This is a genomic window from Microlunatus ginsengisoli (genome assembly GCF_039537205.1).
GTDB classification, from domain to species: domain Bacteria; phylum Actinomycetota; class Actinomycetes; order Propionibacteriales; family Propionibacteriaceae; genus Microlunatus; species Microlunatus ginsengisoli.
Genome location: NZ_BAABAB010000050.1, coordinates 217,262 through 235,408 on the forward strand (window position 1 = coordinate 217,262; position 18,147 = coordinate 235,408).

An 18,147-nucleotide genomic window follows, 5' to 3' on the forward strand; every position below is an offset into this window, starting at 1 on the left:
ACCTCCGAACTGTGAGTCTAGTCACCTGGTTCGGCCAGATGTCTTGCTCATTCAGCCAACTTGCTGAACAATTCAGCAAATCAGCTCACCCGCTCAATGAGGAGATCCGGATGTTCGAGCAACCACTCGCCCCTGTCGGCGGCTCGCTGGCGATGTCGGCGCTGACCGCCGCGATCCCGCTTGCGCTGCTGTTCGTGCTGCTGGGTGTGTTCAAGATCAAGGCCTGGAAGGCGGCGCTGGTCGGCCTGGCGGCGTCCGTCGTGCTGGCGATCGTGGCCTGGCAGATGCCGGTCGGTATGGCGCTCAGCGCCACCGCCGAGGGCGCGTTCTACGGCGCGTTCCCGATCCTGTGGATCCTGGTCAACGCGATGTGGGTCTACCAGTTGTCGGTGGACACCGGCTGGTTCGCCGTGCTGGGTGACAAGATCCGCTCGCTGTCGGACGACCAGCGGATCCTGGCCATCCTGATCGCGTTCTGCTTCGGTGCCCTGCTGGAGTCGCTGGCCGGCTTCGGCGCGCCGGTGGCCATCTCCGCGGCCATGCTGATCGCCGCCGGGATGAAGCCGATGAAGGCCGCCGTCGTCTCGCTGCTGGCCAACACGGCACCGGTCGCGTTCGGGGCGATGGGCGCTCCGATCATCACGCTCGCCGCTGTCACCGGGATCGACCTGCACACCCTGTCCCAGATGGCCGGCCGGCAGACGCCGTTCGTTGCGCTGATCGTGCCGCTGGTACTGGTCTTCCTGGTGGACGGTCGCCGCGGGGTTCGGCAGACCTGGCCGATCGCCCTCGTGGCCGGCGCGACCTTCGGCCTGGCCCAGTTCGTGACGTCCAACTTCATCACGGTCGAGATCACCGACATCGTCGCCTCGATCTCCACCGTCGTCGTGGTGCTGCTCATGCTCCGGGTCTGGAAGCCGGCCAACCCGATCCAGCTGCACGCCGAACCGCTCACCGCCGACAGCGACACCGACCTGACCCGGATCGCCGGCGGCGACACGCTGGTCGCCGATGCGGTCGAGGTCAAGACCCAGGGACGGCTGCGGACTCTCGGCGCCATCGCGCCGTACGCGATCATCATCGTGATCTTCTCGATCAGCCAGCTGCCGCCGGTGAAGTCGTGGCTGCTCGGCAACGGGATGGTCAGCTTCCGCTGGCCCGGTCTCGATGTCGTCAGCGCCAGTGGCAAGCCGGCCAGCGCTCAGACGTTCAAGCTGGACCACCTGCGGGCCACCGGCACCCTGCTGCTCTTCGCCGGCATCATCACCGCCCTCGTCTATCGCGTTTCGCCCCGGCGAATGCTCCTCGCCTACCGGGAGATCCTGGTCAAGCTCCGCTTCACCATCGTGACCGTGCTGGCGGTGCTCGCCCTGTCGTTCGTGATGAACCTGTCCGGTCAGACCGCCAGCTTGGGGAATGCGCTGGCCGCGGCGGGGTCCTTCTTCGTGGTGCTCTCACCGGTGCTGGGCTGGGTCGGTGTCGCGATCACCGGGTCCGACACCTCATCCAACTCGCTGTTCGGCCTGCTGCAGGTGACCGCGGCGACCAAGGTCGGGCTGGATCCGGTTCTGATGGCCACCACCAACTCCTCCGCCGGCGTGCTCGGCAAGATGATCTCCCCGCAGAATCTCGCGGTGGCGGCCGCCGCGGTCGGCATGGCCGGCAAGGAGGGCGACATCTTCCGCAAGCTCGTCGGCTGGAGCCTCGGTCTGCTGGCCGCCTTCACCGTGCTCGTGGTGCTGCAGGCTAGCGTGCTGTCGTGGATGGTCCCGTGACCGTGACGACCCCCCGGCCCACGCCCGCCGCCGCGGCGCCGCCTCTGCTTCGCCGCCTGCAGGAAGCACTGCCCGAGCGCGGCCAGGCCCGCGGCGAGGAGTTCGATCGGCTCGCCGCGGCTCACGACGCGTCCCACTTCCTGCTGGTGCCGAGCGCGGTCGTCGCCCCGCGCACTGCCGAGGAGGTCGCCCGGCTGCTCCGGGCGACCGCAGTGGCCGGCACGCCGCTGACGTTCCGATCCGGTGGCACCAGCCTGTCCGGTCAGGCCGTCACCGACGGCGTGCTCGCCGACGTCCGGCGGCACTTCCGCGGGATCGAGGTGCTCGACGGGGGCGAGCGCGTCCGGGTCCAGCCCGGCGCGACGGTGCGGCAGCTGAACGCCCGGCTGGCCGCCTACGGTCGCAAGTTCGGGCCCGATCCGGCCAGTGAGGCCGCCTGCACCATCGGCGGCGTGGTGGCCAACAACAGCAGCGGGATGGCCTGCGGCACCGTCGAGAACAGCTATCGCACCCTGGAGTCGGTCGTCGCCGTGCTCGCGTCGGGGACGGTGATCGACACCGGGGCGCCGGACGCCGACGAGCTGCTCCGCAACCGCGAGCCCGACCTGTACGCCGGACTGATCCGGCTGCGGGACCGGGTGCGCGACAACCCCTCCTCGACCGCGAAGATCGCCCAGCAGTTCGCGATGAAGAACACGATGGGCTACGGGCTCAACTCGTTCACCGACCACACGTCCCCGGTCGACATCCTCACCCACCTGATCGTGGGAAGCGAGGGAACGCTTGCGTTCGTCGCGTCCGCCACCTTCCGGACGATTCCGCTCCGACGCAAGGCGTCGTCCGGTCTGTTGATCTTCGACGATCTGTACGCGGCGAACCGGGTGCTGCCGGAGCTGGTGGCCACCGGGGCCTCCACGCTGGAGCTGATGGACGCCACCTCGCTGCGGGTCGGCCAGTCGTTCCCGGACTGCCCGGCACCGATCGCCGCGCTGGACGTCAACCGGCAGGCCGCCCTGCTGGTCGAGTACCAGGCCACCGATGACGAGGGACTCGCCGAGCTCGTCGCCGGCGCCGAGCCGGTGCTGCGCGGGCTGCCCGTCCGGCAGCCGGTGACGCTGAGCGGGGACCCATCCGCCCGCGGGAAGCTGTGGAAGCTGCGGAAGGGCCTCTACACCTCGGTCGCCGGTGCCCGGCCGAGCGGGACCACCGCACTGCTGGAGGACGTCGTCGTGCCGGTGGCCACCCTGGCCGATACGTGTGCGGAACTGGCTCGGCTCTTCGACGAGTACGCCTACCGCGACAGCGTGATCTTCGGTCATGCCAAGGACGGCAACATCCACTTCATGCTGACCGACCGGTTCGAGAGCAGCGACCAGCTGGCCCGCTACTCCGACTTCACCGAGGATCTGGTCGAGCTGATCTTGGCCAACGACGGCTCGCTCAAGGCAGAGCACGGCACGGGCCGGGTGATGGCGCCGTACGTCCGCCGGCAGTTCGGCGACGAGCTGTATGCGGTGATGTGCGAGGTGAAGGCGCTGTTCGACCCAGCCGGGCTGCTCAACCCCGGCGTGGTGATCACCGACGACGACCAGGCGCACCTGCGGCACATCAAGCTCGCCCCGACCGTCGAGCCGGAGGTCGACCGCTGTGTCGAGTGCGGCTACTGCGAGCCGGTCTGCCCGAGCCGAGACCTCACGCTGACTCCCCGGCAACGGATCGCCGTCCGCCGGGAGATCCGCGCCGCCGAGCTCGCCGGAGACCACGAGCGGGCGGAACGGCTGGAGCAGGCGTACGGCTACGCCGGAATCGAGACCTGCGCCGTCGACGGCATGTGTCAGACGGCGTGCCCGGTCCTGATCAACACCGGGGACCTCGTGCGCCGGCTGCGCCGCGAGAATCTGCCGAAGGTGGCCGGAGCGGCCTGGACCACGGCCGCCGGGCACTGGTCGGCGGCGACCCGGGCGGGTTCGCTGGGGTTGTCGCTGGCCGATCACGTCCCGGGCCCGCTGGTCGGTCCGGTGAGCAAGATCAACTCGGCCGCCCGGCGGGTGGTCGGTGCCGAGCAGCTGCCGCTGTGGTCGCCCGAGCTTCCCGGCGGCGGCCGCTCCCGGCGGCGCGACCGGCCGGCCCTCGCGGGTGCCCGCGGAGCCGACGAAACAGCGCCGGACGCGGTCTATCTGCCGGCCTGCGTCAATGCGATGTTCGGCCCGGCCGAGGGTCCCGGGGTCCAGATCGGCTTCGAGCAGCTGTGCGAGCGGGCCGGGATCGTCCTCGACGTGCCGGCAGAGATCGACTCGCTGTGCTGCGGCACGCCCTGGTCGTCGAAGGGCGTGGCGGACGGCTATGCGCGGATGCGGCAGCGCGTGTTGCCGATCCTGCGCCGGGCGACCCGGGACGGCGCGCTGCCGCTGGTCTGCGACGCCTCCTCCTGTACCGAGGGTCTGATCAAGATGCTGAGCAGCGCCGACGGGCCGGCGATCCGGGTGATCGACATCGTGACCTTCGTCGCCGAGCGGATCGTGCCCAGCCTCGGTGATCATCGCCGGATCGCGTCGATCACGCTGCACCCCACCTGCTCGTCCACCCAGCTGGGCATCGACGACGACCTGCGAACCGTGGCCGGCGCCGTCGCCGAACGGGTCGACGTCCCCGCGAGCTGGGGCTGCTGCGCCTTCGCCGGCGACCGCGGCATGCTGCACCCGGAGCTGACCGCGGCGGCGACCGCGGCGGAGGCGGCCGAGGTGACCGCACTCGGCGGGGCCGCGCATGCGTCCTGCAATCGCACCTGTGAACTCGGCATGACGCGGGCCACCGGTCAGACCTACCGGCACGTGGTCGAGCTGCTGGCCGAGGTCACGGCACCCGACCCCGGCCACGCGTAGGTGCCGGCGACGCACGCGTGACGGGGGTGACGGGTGTCAGCCGCGAGCGGCCAGGTAGTGGCTGTAGCCGTAGGAGGTGACGAAGGAGGGGAATTCCTCGTCCAGGCAGCCGTGCTCGAGGATGTCCTGGGCCGCGGTGATGGTCCACCGCTCGCTCTCCGGTGTCCGCTCCAGCATCCGCTCGACCTCCTCGGCCAGCATCGCCGAGACCAGTTCACGGGTGATCTGCACGCCGCCGGAAGTGGTGGCGCGGTGCCGGATCCACTGCCACAGCTGCATCCGGGAGATCTCCACCGTCGCGGCGTCCTCCATCAGGTGATCGATGGCCACCGCGCCCTGGCCGGCCACCCAGGACGACAGATAGACCAGCGGCACCCGCAGATCGGTCCGGACCCCCGACAAGGTCACGGTCCGCGGCAGGTCGCCGAGATCGCTCAACTCCCGGGCCGTGACGTGCACGTCGTCGCGCCGCCGGTCGAGCTGGTTCGCCCGTTCCCCCAGCACCCCGGAGAACACCTCGGTACAGGTCGGCACCAGGCCCGGATGCGCCACCCAGGACCCGTCGAAGCCGTCGCCGGCCTCGCGGGCCTTGTCCGACCGGGTCTTCTCCAACGCTGTCGCGGTGGCCTCCGGCGACGCCGCGCTTGGCACGAACGCCGCCATCCCGCCGATCGCGTGGGCGCCCCGCTCGTGGCAGGTCTTCACCAGCAGCTCGGTGTAGGCCCGCATGAACGGCACCGTCATCGTGATCTCGGCGCGGTTCGGCAACACCGCGCTCGGGTCGTCGGCATGGTTCTTGATGAACGAGAAGATGTAGTCCCAGCGGCCCGCGTTCAAGCCGGCGCTGTAGTCCCGCAGCTCGTACAGGATCTCGGCCATCTCGAACGCCGCCGGGAACGTCTCGATCAGGCAGGTCGCCCGGATCGTGCCGTGCGGGATGCCGAGCGCCTCCTCGGCCCAAGCGAACACGTCGTGCCACAGCCTGGCCTCGTGGTGGGACTGCAGCTTGGGCAGATAGAAGTACGGACCCCGCCCGTCGTTGATCAAGGTCAGCGCGTTGTGGAAGAAGAACAGACCGAAGTCGACGAACGCGGCCGGGATCGCCTGCCCGTCCATCACCAGGTGCTTCTCGGTCAGGTGCCAGCCCCGCGGCCGGACCATGATCGTCGCCGTGTCGCGGTTCAGCTCGTAGCGTCGTCCGTCCGGGCCGGTGAAGTCGATCTGCCGGCGAACCGCGTCGTAGAGGTTGAGCTGGCCCTCGATCACGTTCGACCAGGTCGGTGACGTGGCGTCCTCGAAGTCGGCCATCCAGACCCGCGCGCCGGAGTTCAGCGCATTGATCGTCATCTTCGCGGTCGGCGGTCCGGTGATCTCGCAGCGCCGGTCTTCCAGCCCCGGGGCGGTCGGCGCCACCCGCCAGCTCGGATCGTTCCGGATCGAGGCGGTCTCGGGCAGGAACTCGTACGGCCGTGGCTGGTCGCGCCGGCACCGCCGGACCGCGAGCAGCTCGGCCCGGCGGCCGGCGAACTGCCGGTGCAGGCCGCAGACGAAGTCCAGCGCGCCGTCGGTCAGGATCTCCTCGTACCGCTCGCCCGAGGCGCCGGTCACCCGCAGCCGGCTGGTCAACGGCCGGTGCGGGGTGCGGAACGGGCTGTGTGCGTAGTGCTGCTGGGTGTCGAAGCGAGGCTCCGCGGTGATGGTCATGGTCGTTTCTCCTGATCTTTGATAGGCGCGCTGGGCCTGTCGAAGCGCAGCTGCTGGATGGTGCGCCCTTCGACAAGCTCAGGGCACGTATGCGCGCTGAGCCTGTCGAAGCGCTCGGGGCACGTTCGTTCAGTGGAATTGGGCGGTCTCGGTCGAGCCGGCGAGCGCGGTGGTGGAGCTGTCCGGGTTGAGCGCGGTGGCGACCTTGTCGAAGTAGCCGGTGCCCACCTCGGCCTGGTGCCGGGTGGCGGTGTAGCCGTTCACCTCGTCGGCGAACTCGGCCTGCTGCAGGGCGACGTAGGAGGTCATGCCGTCCTTGGCGTATCCCCTGGCCAGGTTGAACATCGAGTGGTTCAGGGCGTGGAAGCCGGCCAGTGTGATGAACTGGAAGCGGTAGCCCAGCTCGCCGAGTCGATCTTGGAATTCTGCGATCTGACGGTCGTCCAGGGCCGCCTTCCAGTTGAACGAGGGCGAGCAGTTGTAGGCGAGCAGCTTGCCCGGGAACTCCTTGTGCAGCTCGGTAGCGAACTCGGCGGCCAGGCCGAGGTCGGGGGTGCCGGTCTCCACCCAGATCAGGTCGGCGTGCGGCGCGTACGCCTTGGCTCGGGCGAGCACCGGCTCGATCCCGGACCGCACCCGGTAGAAGCCCTCACCGGTGCGCTCGCCGGTGCAGAACGGTGCGTCGACCGGGTCGACGTCGGACGTGATCAGGTTCGCCGCCAGGGCATCGGTGCGGGCGATCACCAGGGTCTGGGTGCCCATCACGTCGGCCGCGAGCCGGGCGGCGTTCAGCGTCCGGACGTGCTGCCGGGTCGGGATCAGCACCTTCCCGCCGAGATGGCCGCACTTCTTCTCCGAGGCCAGCTGGTCCTCCCAGTGCACCCCGGCGGCGCCGGCGACGATCATCTGCTTCATCAGCTCGTACGCGTTCAGCGGCCCGCCGAAGCCGGCCTCCGCGTCGGCCACGATCGGGACGATCGACTCGCCCGGCTCCCGGTCCCGGTTCTCCCCGTTCGACCACGCGATCTGGTCGGCGCGGATCATCGCGTTGTTGATCCGGCGGACCACGGCCGGCACCGAGTTGGCGGGATACAGGCTCTGGTCCGGGTAGGTGTGCCCGGACAGATTGGCATCGGCGGCCACCTGCCAGCCGGACAGATAGATCGCCTGCAGCCCGGCCTTCACCTGCTGGACGGCCTGGTTGCCGGTCAGGGCGCCGAGGGAGCGGACGAACGGCTGCTCGTGCAGCAACCGCCAGAGGGTGGCCGCGCCGTGCTCGGCCAGGGTCTGCGCCTCGACCAGCGAGCCCCGGAGGTTCACCACGTCGGCGGAGGTATAGGTCCGCTCGATCCCGGCCCACCGCGGGTTGGTCGCCCAGTCGCGCTGCAACAGCTGCTCGGCGGTGAGGGTCTCCGTGGGGTTCGGCAGGGTGGTGGTCATCTCGGTCTCCTTCGTTCGATCTGCTCGGGTGCGATGCTCGGGTGGTGCCGTCGGTCCGCTGGTGCGGTGAGACCAGCTTGGGGTTTGTCAGCAGGCCAGTGGATGAACTGGATCAGTCAAGAACGCGCAAAATTGACGCTCCAAAGGGCTTGCTCGATCCTGCACATCGGGGTGGAATCGCTTCATGGCGTCACCTTCTCGCCCACCAACGTCAAGAAACGCAGAACTTGACGGCACACCGGCGCTGCGCCTGCTCTCCACGGAGACCCGTCGCGACCCGCATGTCAGGCCGCCCGGCGGCCCGGATCCGATGGTCATCGGCAAGCGGATCCGGCACCGGCGCAAGGCCGCCGGGCTCACCCTGGACGCCCTCGGCGAGCGGGTCGGCCTCTCGGCCTCGGCGATCTCGCTGATCGAGACCGGGAAGCGGGAGGCCAAGGTCTCCGCGCTGGCCGCCATCGCCGGCGCGCTGGGCTGCGGTCTCGCCGACCTGCTCTCCGAGGCCGCACCGAGTCGACGGGCCGCCTTGGAGCTCCGGTTGGAGCGGGCCCAGCAGTCGGTGGCGTACAGCCAGCTCGGGGTCCAGCCGGTGCGGACCGGGCCGCGGCTGCCGCTGGACGCGCTGGAGTCGCTGGTCGCCCTACACGACCGGATCCGCACGCTCAGCGCCGAACGCGACGCCACCCCGGAGTACGCGCGACGAGCCAACGGTGAGCTCCGGGCCCGGATGCGGGCCTCGGACAACTACTTCCCCGCGATCGAGGAGCTGGCCGACGAGCTGCTGGTCGGCGTCGGCCACGACGGCGGACCGCTGACCCGGCACCGGGTGAACGCGATCGCCGAGCGGCTCGGCTTCAGCCTGCACTCGGTGCCGGACCTGCCGCCCTCGACCCGCTCGGTGACCGACCTGGCCGGCAAGCGGATCTTCCTGCCGACCAGCGACGGCGCCGCCCAACGGACCCTGGCGCTGGCCGCACTCGGCCACGTCGTGCTGCAGCACCGCCCACCGGCGGACTACGCGGAGTTCCTGGCCCAGCGGGTGGAGGTCAACTACTTCGCCGCCGCCGTGCTGATCCCGCAGCGGTGGGCGGTGAGCTATCTCCGGGAGGCCAAGCAGGCCAAGGATCTGGAGATCGAGGACCTGCGGGACCGCTACCTGACCTCGTACGAGATGGCCGCCCACCGGTTCACCAACCTGGCCACCACCCACCTGGACATCCCGGTGCACTTCATGAAGATCAACTCCTCCGGGATCATCTACAAGGCGTACGCGAACGACGGGGTCACCTTCCCCAGCGACACCACGGGCTCGGTCGAGGGCCAGCGGGTCTGCCGGTTCTGGACCGCGCGCGCGGTCTTCGACCAGCCGGACTGGACCGAGCCCTACCAGCAATACACCGACACCCCGAGCGGGACGTTCTGGTGCACGGCGGTCGCCGAGCAGGGCGACCACGACACGTACTCGGTCTCGGTCGGCACGCCGTACGAGCACGTCAAGTGGTTCCGCGGTCGCGGGACCACGCACCGCTCGGTGTCCCGCTGCCCCGATCCGGCCTGCTGCACCGACCCTCCGCCGGCACTCGCGGCGCGCTGGCAGGACGCGAGCTGGCCGAGCGCCCGGGTCCACTCCGCCCTGCTGGCCAGCCTGCCGGCGGGCGCCTTCCCTGGGGTCGACCAGACCGAGGTGATGGAGTTCCTCGATCGGCAGTAGCGGCATTTTTCCTTGTCAGCCGCCGAGTCCGTACGCCACCATGCGTTCAGGTGGGCCGTTTCGGTGGACGGGTCGAGCGGGCGGGGAGGCCAGGTGCAGGCGCAGCAGACGGCCGGTGAGCCGCAGGATCGCACGGCGACGATCACCGATCTGCCGCCGATCGAGCCCAAGAGCTACCTCTGGGGTCTGATCGTCTCGGTCACCGCGGCCTGCGTGATCGCCCTGACCGAGATCGGGGCCCAGTCCGCCCGGGTGGTCGGCCCGGACGGCCGCGCCTGGCCGTTCTCGGTGCTGTTCGCCGGCGGAGACGACGCCGCAACCGGCTGGCGAGCCATCGCGGCCGGCGGGATGCTCACGGGCCCCGACGATGCGTTGTTCCAACGCCTGTTGTGGTGGCACCTCGGCGTCGACCTGGTCTTCATGATCGCGTACGGCCTCCTGCTGACCGGCCTGGTGCACGCCGCGTTCCGCGACGGAATCGCCCGACGGGTGGCATACGCGGCCGTCGCCGCGACGGTGCTCGCCGACCTGGTGGAGGATCTGCTGGTCGCCGGCCTGCTCACCGGCGCGGCCCCGGCGACGGTGCTGCCGCTGCTCGGTTGGGCCACCGCGGTCAAGTGGTTCTGCCTCGGCGGTGCCGTACTGGCGATCGTCGTCCGAACCGTCGCGCCCTACTCCGCGCCACGTCCCGACGATCCGCGACCGACCCTGCGCCGGATCGGCCGGGCCCTGATGCAGCACCGGTTCGCGGTTGCCTTCGTCGTCCCGCTGCTGGTGCTCTCGGTGCTGTCCGGCTCGGCGGTGCTGGAGCAGCTTCCCGATGTCCAGCGGCGCTGGGTCACCGACGGCCCGGACGGCCAGCGGCAGGCGCAGATGGCCATCCTCGCCCTGATCGTGGTCGCCTTCCTGCTGGCGATGCTCGGCCGCTATCGCACCGGTTGGGCGCGGCGGCACCCGACCACGCCGCCACCGCCGCCGGAGGAGCCCGGCCGTCCCCTGCTGGCCATCTGGGTGGTGGGTCCGGTGCTGACGGCGATCGGCGCGCTGGTGACGCACTGGACCATGGATGCCCCGGTGCTCGTCGGCCGGTTGCTGGTCTTCTGCCTGATCTCACTGGCCGTCGTCGGCTTCTCCCTGTTGCTCCGCTACGCCTGGCGGCGCCACCCGGAGCGAAGGATCCCCGACCAGCCGCCGCAGTTCGACCAGCTGGCGATCGGCACCATCCGCTTCACCGGCCACGCCCTCGCCTTGGTGGCGCTCACCATTGGCGGGCTCGGGCTGATCCGGTCGTACATGTCGATGGTGATCCTGCGACCCGAGCTGGTCGGCCCCGGTGCGGGACTGACCGCCGTCGAGGCCGATCGTTCGACCCGCTTCTTCGCCCTCGGTGTCGCCGGTGTCGTGCTGCCGTGGCTGCTCAGCCTCGCCGCTGCCCTGCTGGCCCGGCGGGAGGTCATCCGGTCGACGACGTCGGTGGGCACGACTCGACCGACCTCGCTGTGGCCCCGCTGGCTGGTGCTGGCCGCGGTCCTGGTCACCGTTGTCGGGGTGGCCACACATCCGGGCGCGGTCGGCCGGCTCGGTGTCAGCGCGGTCGCGATCATCAGCCTCGCAGCGCTGATCGGCATCGCTGCGGCTGCCGGTCTGCTGATCCAGGACCGCCCGACGGCCGAGGTCTTCCGGTTCCTCGGATTGAAGCGCACCCCGCTGGTCAGCATGCTGGTGCTGGCCGTCGTCGCGGTCGGCGCCCTGTCCGGTCAGACCACCATCCACCGGATCGTCGACCCGGCGCAGCCCCCGTCCGGCCCGGCTCCAGCCGACGCACGTCGGGAGCCGGCCGACCGGCTGGTCACCGACTGGCTGGGCAAGGGTGGCTGCGTGATCACCGTCGGCGGCCACCAGGTCCGGCCGATGATCATGGTCGCGGCCGAAGGTGGTGGCATTCGCGCCGCCTACTGGACCGTCAAGGGCCTGCAGGCGCTCGAGACCGGGACGGCCGGCAAGAAGGGTTGCGGCAGCCACTCGGTGCTGTTTTCCGCCGGCGCCAGCGGCGGTTCCGTCGGTCTGACGGTGGCCCGTTTCTCCGGCACGCCGTCGGCTCCCGGCACGGACCGCGCGGTCGCGGCGGTCGAGGAGATGGCGCGACCCGATCCGCTGGCCCGGGGTGTGGTCGGCACCTTCGTCCGCGACCCGCTGTACGGCGCAACGGGCGTCCCGCTCCCGGCCGACGGGGTCGCGCCCGCGCGCACCTGGGCCGACCGGGCCCGGTTGCTGGAGATCGGCTGGAGCGGCGGTGTCGACGCCGACAGCTGGGGCAGCCGGAGCTTCACCACGGCCGACGACGAGCTCTCCCCGGCGACCGGGCCGCTGATCTTGAACTCCACCAGCGTGGCCAATCGGTGCCGGGTCTGGATCAGTCAGGTCGACCTGAGCCGGGCGCCTGCGGCCACGCTCGCGCCGGCCGGCGGCGAGCAGCGTTGTGACGGCCGGGACGCGACCGGGCCGCGGACGATCGACCTGATCTCGGCCTACACGACGGCCGCGCCGGCGACGCCGACGGCCGGGCGGCCGGTGCCGGCCGGAACGGAGGACTGCCTGCACAGCCTGCAGTCGGTCACCGCGGCGATGCTCACCGCCCGGTTTCCCTACGTCACCCCCGGCGGAGTGGTCGGGCCCTGCGCACCGCCGAGCGGCGCGGGCGAAGGCGGCTGGCCGCGTACCCAGCTGATCGACGGCGGCTACACCGAGAACAGCGGTCTGGCCACCATCACCGACCTCTCGGTCTCCTGGCTGGCCCAGGTCCGGCAGCACAACGAACAAGCGGTCCGGCCGGGCTCGACCGCGCCGCTGATCGTGCCGTTCGTCGTCTTCCTCAGCAACGAGGAGGGCAAGGCGGCGCAGTTGCGGGCGCCGGCCCCCCTGCAGAGCGAGGTGCTGCTGCCGCCGATCGAGTTCCTGCGCGGACAGGGCACCCTGAACACCACCGACGCCCTGCTGCAGCGTGCCGCCAACGCCGTCCGGACGACCTCGATCTGTCCCGACGCCGCAACGGCAGCACTGGACTGCGCGACGATCGTGAACCAGCTGCCCCGCCGCGTCATCGTGGTGGACCGGGGCGCCCAGCCCGAGGTGACCGCGCCGCTGGGCTGGGTGCTGTCGCAGGCGAGCATGACGAGTCTGGACCAGTCGATGGCCGACGCCCAGCGGCTGCACTGCGGCGACGCGAGCGAGGACCCTGCGTGTGTGCTCGGCTACGGCGGCCTCGGCGACCTGATCGGCTATCTCGACCGGCCGGCCGGCGGCGGTTGAGGTCTGGTCAGGACGAGGAACCGCGGGCGATGCCGAGCAGGTCGCGGATCGGCCCGGCCGGTGGTTGCGGCGGCCCGGACCAGAGGGCAGTGAAGTGCCGGGTGAGGTCCAGGCCGGGGGTCGCGATGACCCGGAGCTGGCCCGCCCGGAGCTCCTGGCCGATCAGGCGCCGGCTGAGGAAACCCGGCTGGCCGCCGGCCCGGACCGTCTCTCGGACCGCGGTCGATGTCTTCAGCTCCACGTCGGCTGCGGTCGCGCTGAGATCGTGTCGGGCCAGTGCCTCGTCAACGACCTGGCGGGTGCCCGATCCCGGGTCGCGACTGGTCAGCGGCAGGGCTGCCACCTGCGCCGGCCGCAGCGAGCGGCGCCGGCCGTACGGGTGGTCGGGGGCCACCACGAGGACCAGTTCGTCGGTGCCGAGATCGGCCGACCGGAGATCGGCCGGAACCTCGGGCCCTTCGACGAAGCCGAGCTGAGCCGTGCCGTCCCGGACGGCGGCAACGACCTGTCGGCTGTTCGCCGCGGTGAGCGCGACCGAGGTGACCCGGCCGACCCGGCGTTGGCGGTCGCGCAGCCGGACCAGCCAACCGGGCAGCAGGAACTCGGCCACGGTCATCGAGGCGAACACCACCAGCTCACGATCGCGGTCCGCGCGGAGCGCCTCGACCGCCGAGGCCAGCTCGTCGCCCAGCTGCAGCAACCGGTCGGCCCAGCCGACCACGACCCGGCCGGCCGCGGTGAGCTCGGAGCCGCGGGCGGCCCGCAGCAGCAGCGGCACCCCCAGCTCCCGCTCGAGCGCGCGCAGCCTGGCGGATGCCGCCTGCTGGGTGATCCCGAACCGCCGGCCGGCCGCCCCGATGCTGCCGGCCCGATCCACCTCGACCAGCAGAGCGAGCGCCGGCAGATCCGGCAGCGCGGCCGGTGCGGGTGGTTCCGGCTCGGCCATGCCCGCCAGCCTAGACCGGTCACAAGCTGTGGTTGTGGATCCCTCGGGATCCGGGGACTACCGGCCGGCGGTCCCGGGGCGCAGGGTGGGATCGTGACCATCACCGCCGACCCGCTCGTGACCGACCGGACCGACCGGCCCGAACCGCGGCCGGCTCCCCCGCGTGGCTTCCTCGCCGCACTCGAGGGCCGCCCCGCGCTCGGCTACGTCGGCCCCAACTGGTACGCCGCGGTGATGGGGACCGGCATCGTCGCGAACGCGGCCGTCAGCCTCCCCGTCGCCGCCCTCCCGGTCGAGGGCGCCGCCTCCCAGCCGCTGCAGGCGTGGGCGCTGCTGCAGGCGTGGGCGCTCGGCGTCTGGCTGCTGGCCGCCGCTTTGCTGGTCGCCGTCACCGCGGCCACGGTGGTGCACTGGATCCGACATCCGGCCACCGCTCGATCACACCTCGACCACCCGGTGATGAGCTACTTCTACGGCGCGCCGGCGATGGCTCTGCTCACGGTGGGCTCCGGCGCCGTGCTGGCCGGCCGGCCGGTGCTCGGGCCGGCCGCCGTCCCGGTGGATGCCGTGCTCTGGGCCACCGGCACCGCTCTCGGCCTGTGGACCGCGGTCGCGGTTCCGGTCAAGGCGTTCACGAGTCACCGCAGCGCACCCGATGCCGCCTTCGGCGGCTGGCTGATGCCGGTCGTCCCGCCGATGGTCAGTGCCGCCACCGGAGCACTGCTCATCCCCCACCTGGGCTCGATTCCGGCGCAGCAGACCATGCTCTTCGGCTGCTATGCCCTGTTCGGCATCAGCCTGTTCGCCGGCCTGATCGTGATCACCCTGCTGTGGCACCGGCTCGTCCAGCACAAGGTCGGACCCGCCGCGATGGTGCCGACGCTGTGGATCGTGCTCGGCGTCCTCGGCCAGAGCGTGACCGCCGCGCACACTCTCGGGGACCGGGCCGCGGACACCCTCCCCGCCCCGTACGGCCCGGTGCTCCAGGCCGCCGGGCTCGGCTACGGCGTCCCGGTCTGGGGCTTCGCCGTGCTCTGGCTCGCCGTCGCCGCGACCATCACCTGGCGGACCGCCCGGGACGTCCGCACCGGCCTGCCGTTCACCCTCACCTGGTGGTCCTTCACCTTCCCGGTCGGCACGGTCGTCACCGGCACCTCCGCACTCGCCGCCACCACCGGCCTGCACCTGTTCGGCACGACCGCGGTCGCGCTCTACGCCGCGCTCGTCGTCGCCTGGGCGACCGTGGCCGTCCGCACCGCCCGCGGCGCCTGGCGCGGGCAGCTGTTGCTCCCACCCGCACCGGTGGCCAGCTCGGCCCGCCTACCGGCGACGTGACCGGCACCGGATCGCCATAGCTACCGCTCGCCATCGCGTTCTGATAACGTTGTCACATCATGAGGCGAATGTCATCGACCGGTGCGGACTGCGGATCCCGACCATGAGAATCACCTTCGGCATCGACCACTCCCCGGAGCTCCAGCACGCGTTCTGCGGCTGGTGGCGAGGCAACGGATTGCTGCACCTGCAGCCGGTCGGACCGATCCGGGTCGACACCGGCCGACGGACGATCACCTTCACCACGGCCATGGACGATCCCGAACCAGGCGACATCGACTTCCCCGAACGGCGCCGGGACAGCGAGAACCAGGAGCTCACCGAGCAGCGCACCGTCCCGCTCCTGGTGGATCCACCGACGCTGCTGTGGAGCCGCCGGCGCGAGCCGAAGGTGGCCTGACCGGCCCGGACGAGGGCGCCTTCCGGTTTGATATCGGCTGACTACCAGGGCTGATTCTCACGTAGCCTGTGGGATATGCCCGTGTCTGGTCGCCGCGTCGGAGCGGTCCTGTCCTCCGTGGCACTGTTCGGCGTCATCAGCGTGCTCGCCGGCGTCCTCATCGCCGGGTTGTTCATTCCCGTCGCCGGGCTGGCCGGGGTGAGCAGCAAGGTCGCGGCCGACGAGCTGGACAACCTGCCCGCGGAGCTGGCCACCCCGACGCCACCCACCCGGAGCAAGGTGCTGATGGCCAACGGGAAGGTGTTGGCCTACTTCTACGACGAGAACCGCATCCCGGTGAAGCTGAACCAGATCGCACCGGTGATGCGGCAGGCGCAGATCGCGATCGAGGACCACCGGTTCTACGAGCACGGCGCGCTCGACCTGAAGGGCACGCTGCGGGCGCTGGTCCGCAACACCGCGAACGACGGCATCACCCAGGGCGGGTCCTCGCTCACCCAGCAGTACGTGAAGATGGTCCAGATCGAGGCCTGCCAGGCCAAGGCCGACGAGCAGTGCACGAAGCGGGTCCAGGCGCCGACGGTGGAACGCAAGATCCGCGAGCTGCGCTACGCGATCGCGCTGGAGAAGCGGCTGAGCAAGGACCAGATCCTCGAGCGCTACCTGAACATCGCCTACTACGGGGCGGGAGCGTACGGGGTCGAGGCGGCCGCCCGGCACTACTTCTCCACCTCGGCCGCCAAGCTGAGCCTGGCCCAGGCCGCGATGCTGGCCGGCCTGGTGCAGAGCCCGGACGCCAACAACCCGGTGAACAACACCAGCGCGGCCCTCGAGCGGCGAGACGTCGTGCTCAACCGGATGACCGAGCTGGGCCTGATCACCGCCAGCCAGGCACAGGCCGCGAAGAAGGCGACATTCAACAAGAAGAAGGTCAAGCCGACCCGCAACGGCTGCGTCGGCAGCCGCTACCCGTTCCTCTGCGACTACGTCCGGCGCAGCCTGCTGCAGTCGCCCAGCCTGGGCAAGACCGAGGAGGAGCGGGACAACCTGATCAAGCGCGGCGGGCTGACCATCAAGACCGCGATCGACCCGAAGACCCAGGATCTGGCCCAGCGACGGGTCAGCTCGGTGGTCGGGGCCAAGGATCCGCTGATCTCGACCATGAGCATGATCCAGCCGGGCACCGGGCTGATCGTGGCGATGGCCCAGAGCCGGCCGGTGATGGGCAGCAACGCGAAGAAGGGTCAGACGTACTGGAACCTCGCGGTCGATCCGGCGATGGGCGGCATCCAGGGCTATCAGGCCGGCTCGACGTTCAAGGCGTTCACCGCCGCGGCGGCGCTGGAGAAGGGCATTCCGCTGCGGAAGAAGTACGACGCCAAGCGGACCATCGACTACTCCGGCCGCAAGTTCTCCAGCTGCAAGGGTTCGGAGCGGGTGTACGGCCGGTGGCGGGTTTCGAACTCGACCGGCGCCAACGGCGTGATGGACATGTACCGCGGCGCCGCGATGTCGGTCAACAACTACTTCGTCCAGCTGGAGCTGAACACCGGCATGTGCCGGGTGACCAAGATGGCCGAGCGGCTCGGGGTGAAGCTCGGCACCCGAGGCCGCGACCTGGTCGACTACTACCAGGACAAGCCGTCGTTCACTCTCGGTTCGGTGGAGGTCAGCCCGCTGTCGATGGCGGAGGCGTACGCGACCTTCGCGGCCCGCGGCATCCACTGCAACCCGATCATCATCACCAAGATCACCGCCCGGAACGGCAAGAACCTCAAGCCGCCGAGCGCCGACTGCCGCCGGGTGATGTCCAAGCAGGTCGCCGACGGCGTGAACAGCCTGCTGTCCGGCGTGATGCGCAACGGCACCGGCACCCGGGCGCGGGTCCCGGACGGCCGCCCGCAGGCCGGCAAGACCGGCACCATCGACAGCAACGAGGCGGTCTGGTTCGCCGGTTACACCCCGGAGATCGCGGGCGTCGCGATGATCTCGATCGACAACCGGAAGAAGCCGTTCATCCGGCACAAGGCGAGCTTCCGCCGGGGTGGCGTCAAGGGCTACAGGGTGCCGTCCAGCCACTTCTATCTGGAGGGCAGCGGCAGCGGCGACGCCGGCATGAAGATCTGGAAGCCCACCATGACGCAGTACCTGAAGAAGGTGCCGCGGACCGGGTTCAAGAGCCCGTCGTCGCGGATCCTGCGCGGCAAGATCGTGACGGTGCCGTCGGTCCGCGGTCTGTCGATCGCGGCGGCCACGAAGAAGCTGGAGAAGGCCGGCTTCACGGTGATCCGGGAGTACGTCTACAGCAACTCGGTGAAGCGCTACCGCTTCATCCGCTGGTCCCCCGGGTCCGGCGCGCGGGTCGGCCAGTTCAGCACGATCAGCGCCCTCTTCTCCCGCGGCCGCGATCCCCAGGTCGTCGCGGCCGAGAAGGCCAAGAAGAAGGCCGAGGCGAAGAAGAAGGCGGCGGCCAAGAAGAAGGCCGAGGAGAAGAAAAAGAAGGCCGAGGAAGAGAAGAAGAAAAAGGACAAGGGCAAGGGCGGCGGCTGAGCCTCACTGTTTCCGGAGTTGTCAGGTTCTCAGCTCGCCATGGCTCGCCGAGAACCTGACAACTCCGTGGTGGTCCGCTTCGGCGGAGCAGAGTC

Annotated in this window: 10 protein-coding genes; 7 read left to right on the top strand and 3 right to left on the bottom strand. The window is 70.6% G+C overall.

The window, feature by feature from the left end:
• Window positions 1-110: 110 nt before the first annotated feature.
• Both ABD747_RS24385 and ABD747_RS24390 read left to right on the top strand, forming a co-directional pair.
• A complete protein-coding gene (locus tag ABD747_RS24385) occupies window positions 111-1,775 on the top strand; it encodes an L-lactate permease (protein ID WP_344809597.1) in 1,665 nt (554 codons plus the stop codon).
• The gene (locus ABD747_RS24390) at window positions 1,772-4,657 is read left to right on the top strand and encodes an FAD-binding and (Fe-S)-binding domain-containing protein (protein ID WP_344809598.1); all 2,886 of its coding nucleotides are present in this window, start codon (window positions 1,772-1,774) and stop codon (window positions 4,655-4,657) included. Before ABD747_RS24385 ends, ABD747_RS24390 begins: the two co-directional genes overlap by 4 nt.
• A 36-nt stretch (window positions 4,658-4,693) precedes the next feature.
• Here the strand turns inward: ABD747_RS24390 and aceB are convergent, their stop codons facing one another.
• Window positions 4,694-6,361: a malate synthase A gene (gene aceB / locus ABD747_RS24395; protein ID WP_344809600.1), complete on the bottom strand. Its 1,668-nt coding sequence runs from the start codon at window positions 6,359-6,361 to the stop codon at window positions 4,694-4,696.
• A gap of 129 nt (window positions 6,362-6,490) precedes the next feature.
• On the bottom strand, window positions 6,491-7,801 hold the full coding sequence (gene aceA, locus ABD747_RS24400; RefSeq protein ID WP_344809602.1) for an isocitrate lyase: 1,311 nt from the start codon (window positions 7,799-7,801) through the stop codon (window positions 6,491-6,493).
• Between the two features lie 310 nt (window positions 7,802-8,111).
• On the opposite strand from aceA, the gene ABD747_RS24405 reads away from it, so the two are divergent.
• Both ABD747_RS24405 and ABD747_RS24410 read left to right on the top strand, forming a co-directional pair.
• Window positions 8,112-9,512: a helix-turn-helix domain-containing protein gene (locus ABD747_RS24405; protein WP_344809604.1), complete on the top strand. Its 1,401-nt coding sequence runs from the start codon at window positions 8,112-8,114 to the stop codon at window positions 9,510-9,512.
• 93 nt (window positions 9,513-9,605) lie between these two features.
• Window positions 9,606-12,821, top strand: coding sequence for a hypothetical protein (locus ABD747_RS24410; RefSeq protein ID WP_344809606.1), 3,216 nt, complete (start codon window positions 9,606-9,608; stop codon window positions 12,819-12,821).
• A gap of 7 nt (window positions 12,822-12,828) precedes the next feature.
• On the opposite strand, the gene ABD747_RS24415 is transcribed toward ABD747_RS24410, so the two are convergent.
• Window positions 12,829-13,767, bottom strand: a complete 939-nt coding sequence (locus tag ABD747_RS24415) for a LysR family transcriptional regulator (protein WP_344809608.1) — start codon at window positions 13,765-13,767, stop codon at window positions 12,829-12,831.
• Between the two features lie 93 nt (window positions 13,768-13,860).
• Between ABD747_RS24415 and ABD747_RS24420 the strand changes: the two genes are divergently transcribed.
• The 3 genes from ABD747_RS24420 to ABD747_RS24430 all read left to right on the top strand — a co-directional run bounded on the left by ABD747_RS24420 (window position 13,861) and on the right by ABD747_RS24430 (window position 18,052).
• Complete coding sequence (locus ABD747_RS24420; protein ID WP_344809610.1) at window positions 13,861-15,102, top strand: TDT family transporter; 1,242 nt, start codon at window positions 13,861-13,863, stop codon at window positions 15,100-15,102.
• A gap of 103 nt (window positions 15,103-15,205) precedes the next feature.
• A complete protein-coding gene (locus ABD747_RS24425) occupies window positions 15,206-15,502 on the top strand; it encodes a hypothetical protein (protein ID WP_344809612.1) in 297 nt (98 codons plus the stop codon).
• A 75-nt stretch (window positions 15,503-15,577) separates the two neighbouring features.
• Window positions 15,578-18,052, top strand: a complete 2,475-nt coding sequence (locus ABD747_RS24430) for a transglycosylase domain-containing protein (protein WP_344809614.1) — start codon at window positions 15,578-15,580, stop codon at window positions 18,050-18,052.
• The last annotated feature ends 95 nt before the right edge of the window (window positions 18,053-18,147 follow it).

What these genes read in the sequence shown, in the direction of transcription:
- ABD747_RS24385 (WP_344809597.1), top strand. Translation starts at nt 111, where the DNA reads ATGTTCGAGCAACCACTCGCCCCTGTCGGCGGCTCGCTGGCGATGTCG.
- aceB (WP_344809600.1), bottom strand. Translation starts at nt 6,361, where the DNA reads ATGACCATCACCGCGGAGCCTCGCTTCGACACCCAGCAGCACTACGCA.
- aceA (WP_344809602.1), bottom strand. Translation starts at nt 7,801, where the DNA reads ATGACCACCACCCTGCCGAACCCCACGGAGACCCTCACCGCCGAGCAG.
- ABD747_RS24405 (WP_344809604.1), top strand. Translation starts at nt 8,112, where the DNA reads ATGGTCATCGGCAAGCGGATCCGGCACCGGCGCAAGGCCGCCGGGCTC.
- ABD747_RS24415 (WP_344809608.1), bottom strand. Translation starts at nt 13,767, where the DNA reads ATGGCCGAGCCGGAACCACCCGCACCGGCCGCGCTGCCGGATCTGCCG.
- ABD747_RS24425 (WP_344809612.1), top strand. Translation starts at nt 15,206, where the DNA reads ATGAGAATCACCTTCGGCATCGACCACTCCCCGGAGCTCCAGCACGCG.
- ABD747_RS24430 (WP_344809614.1), top strand. Translation starts at nt 15,578, where the DNA reads ATGCCCGTGTCTGGTCGCCGCGTCGGAGCGGTCCTGTCCTCCGTGGCA.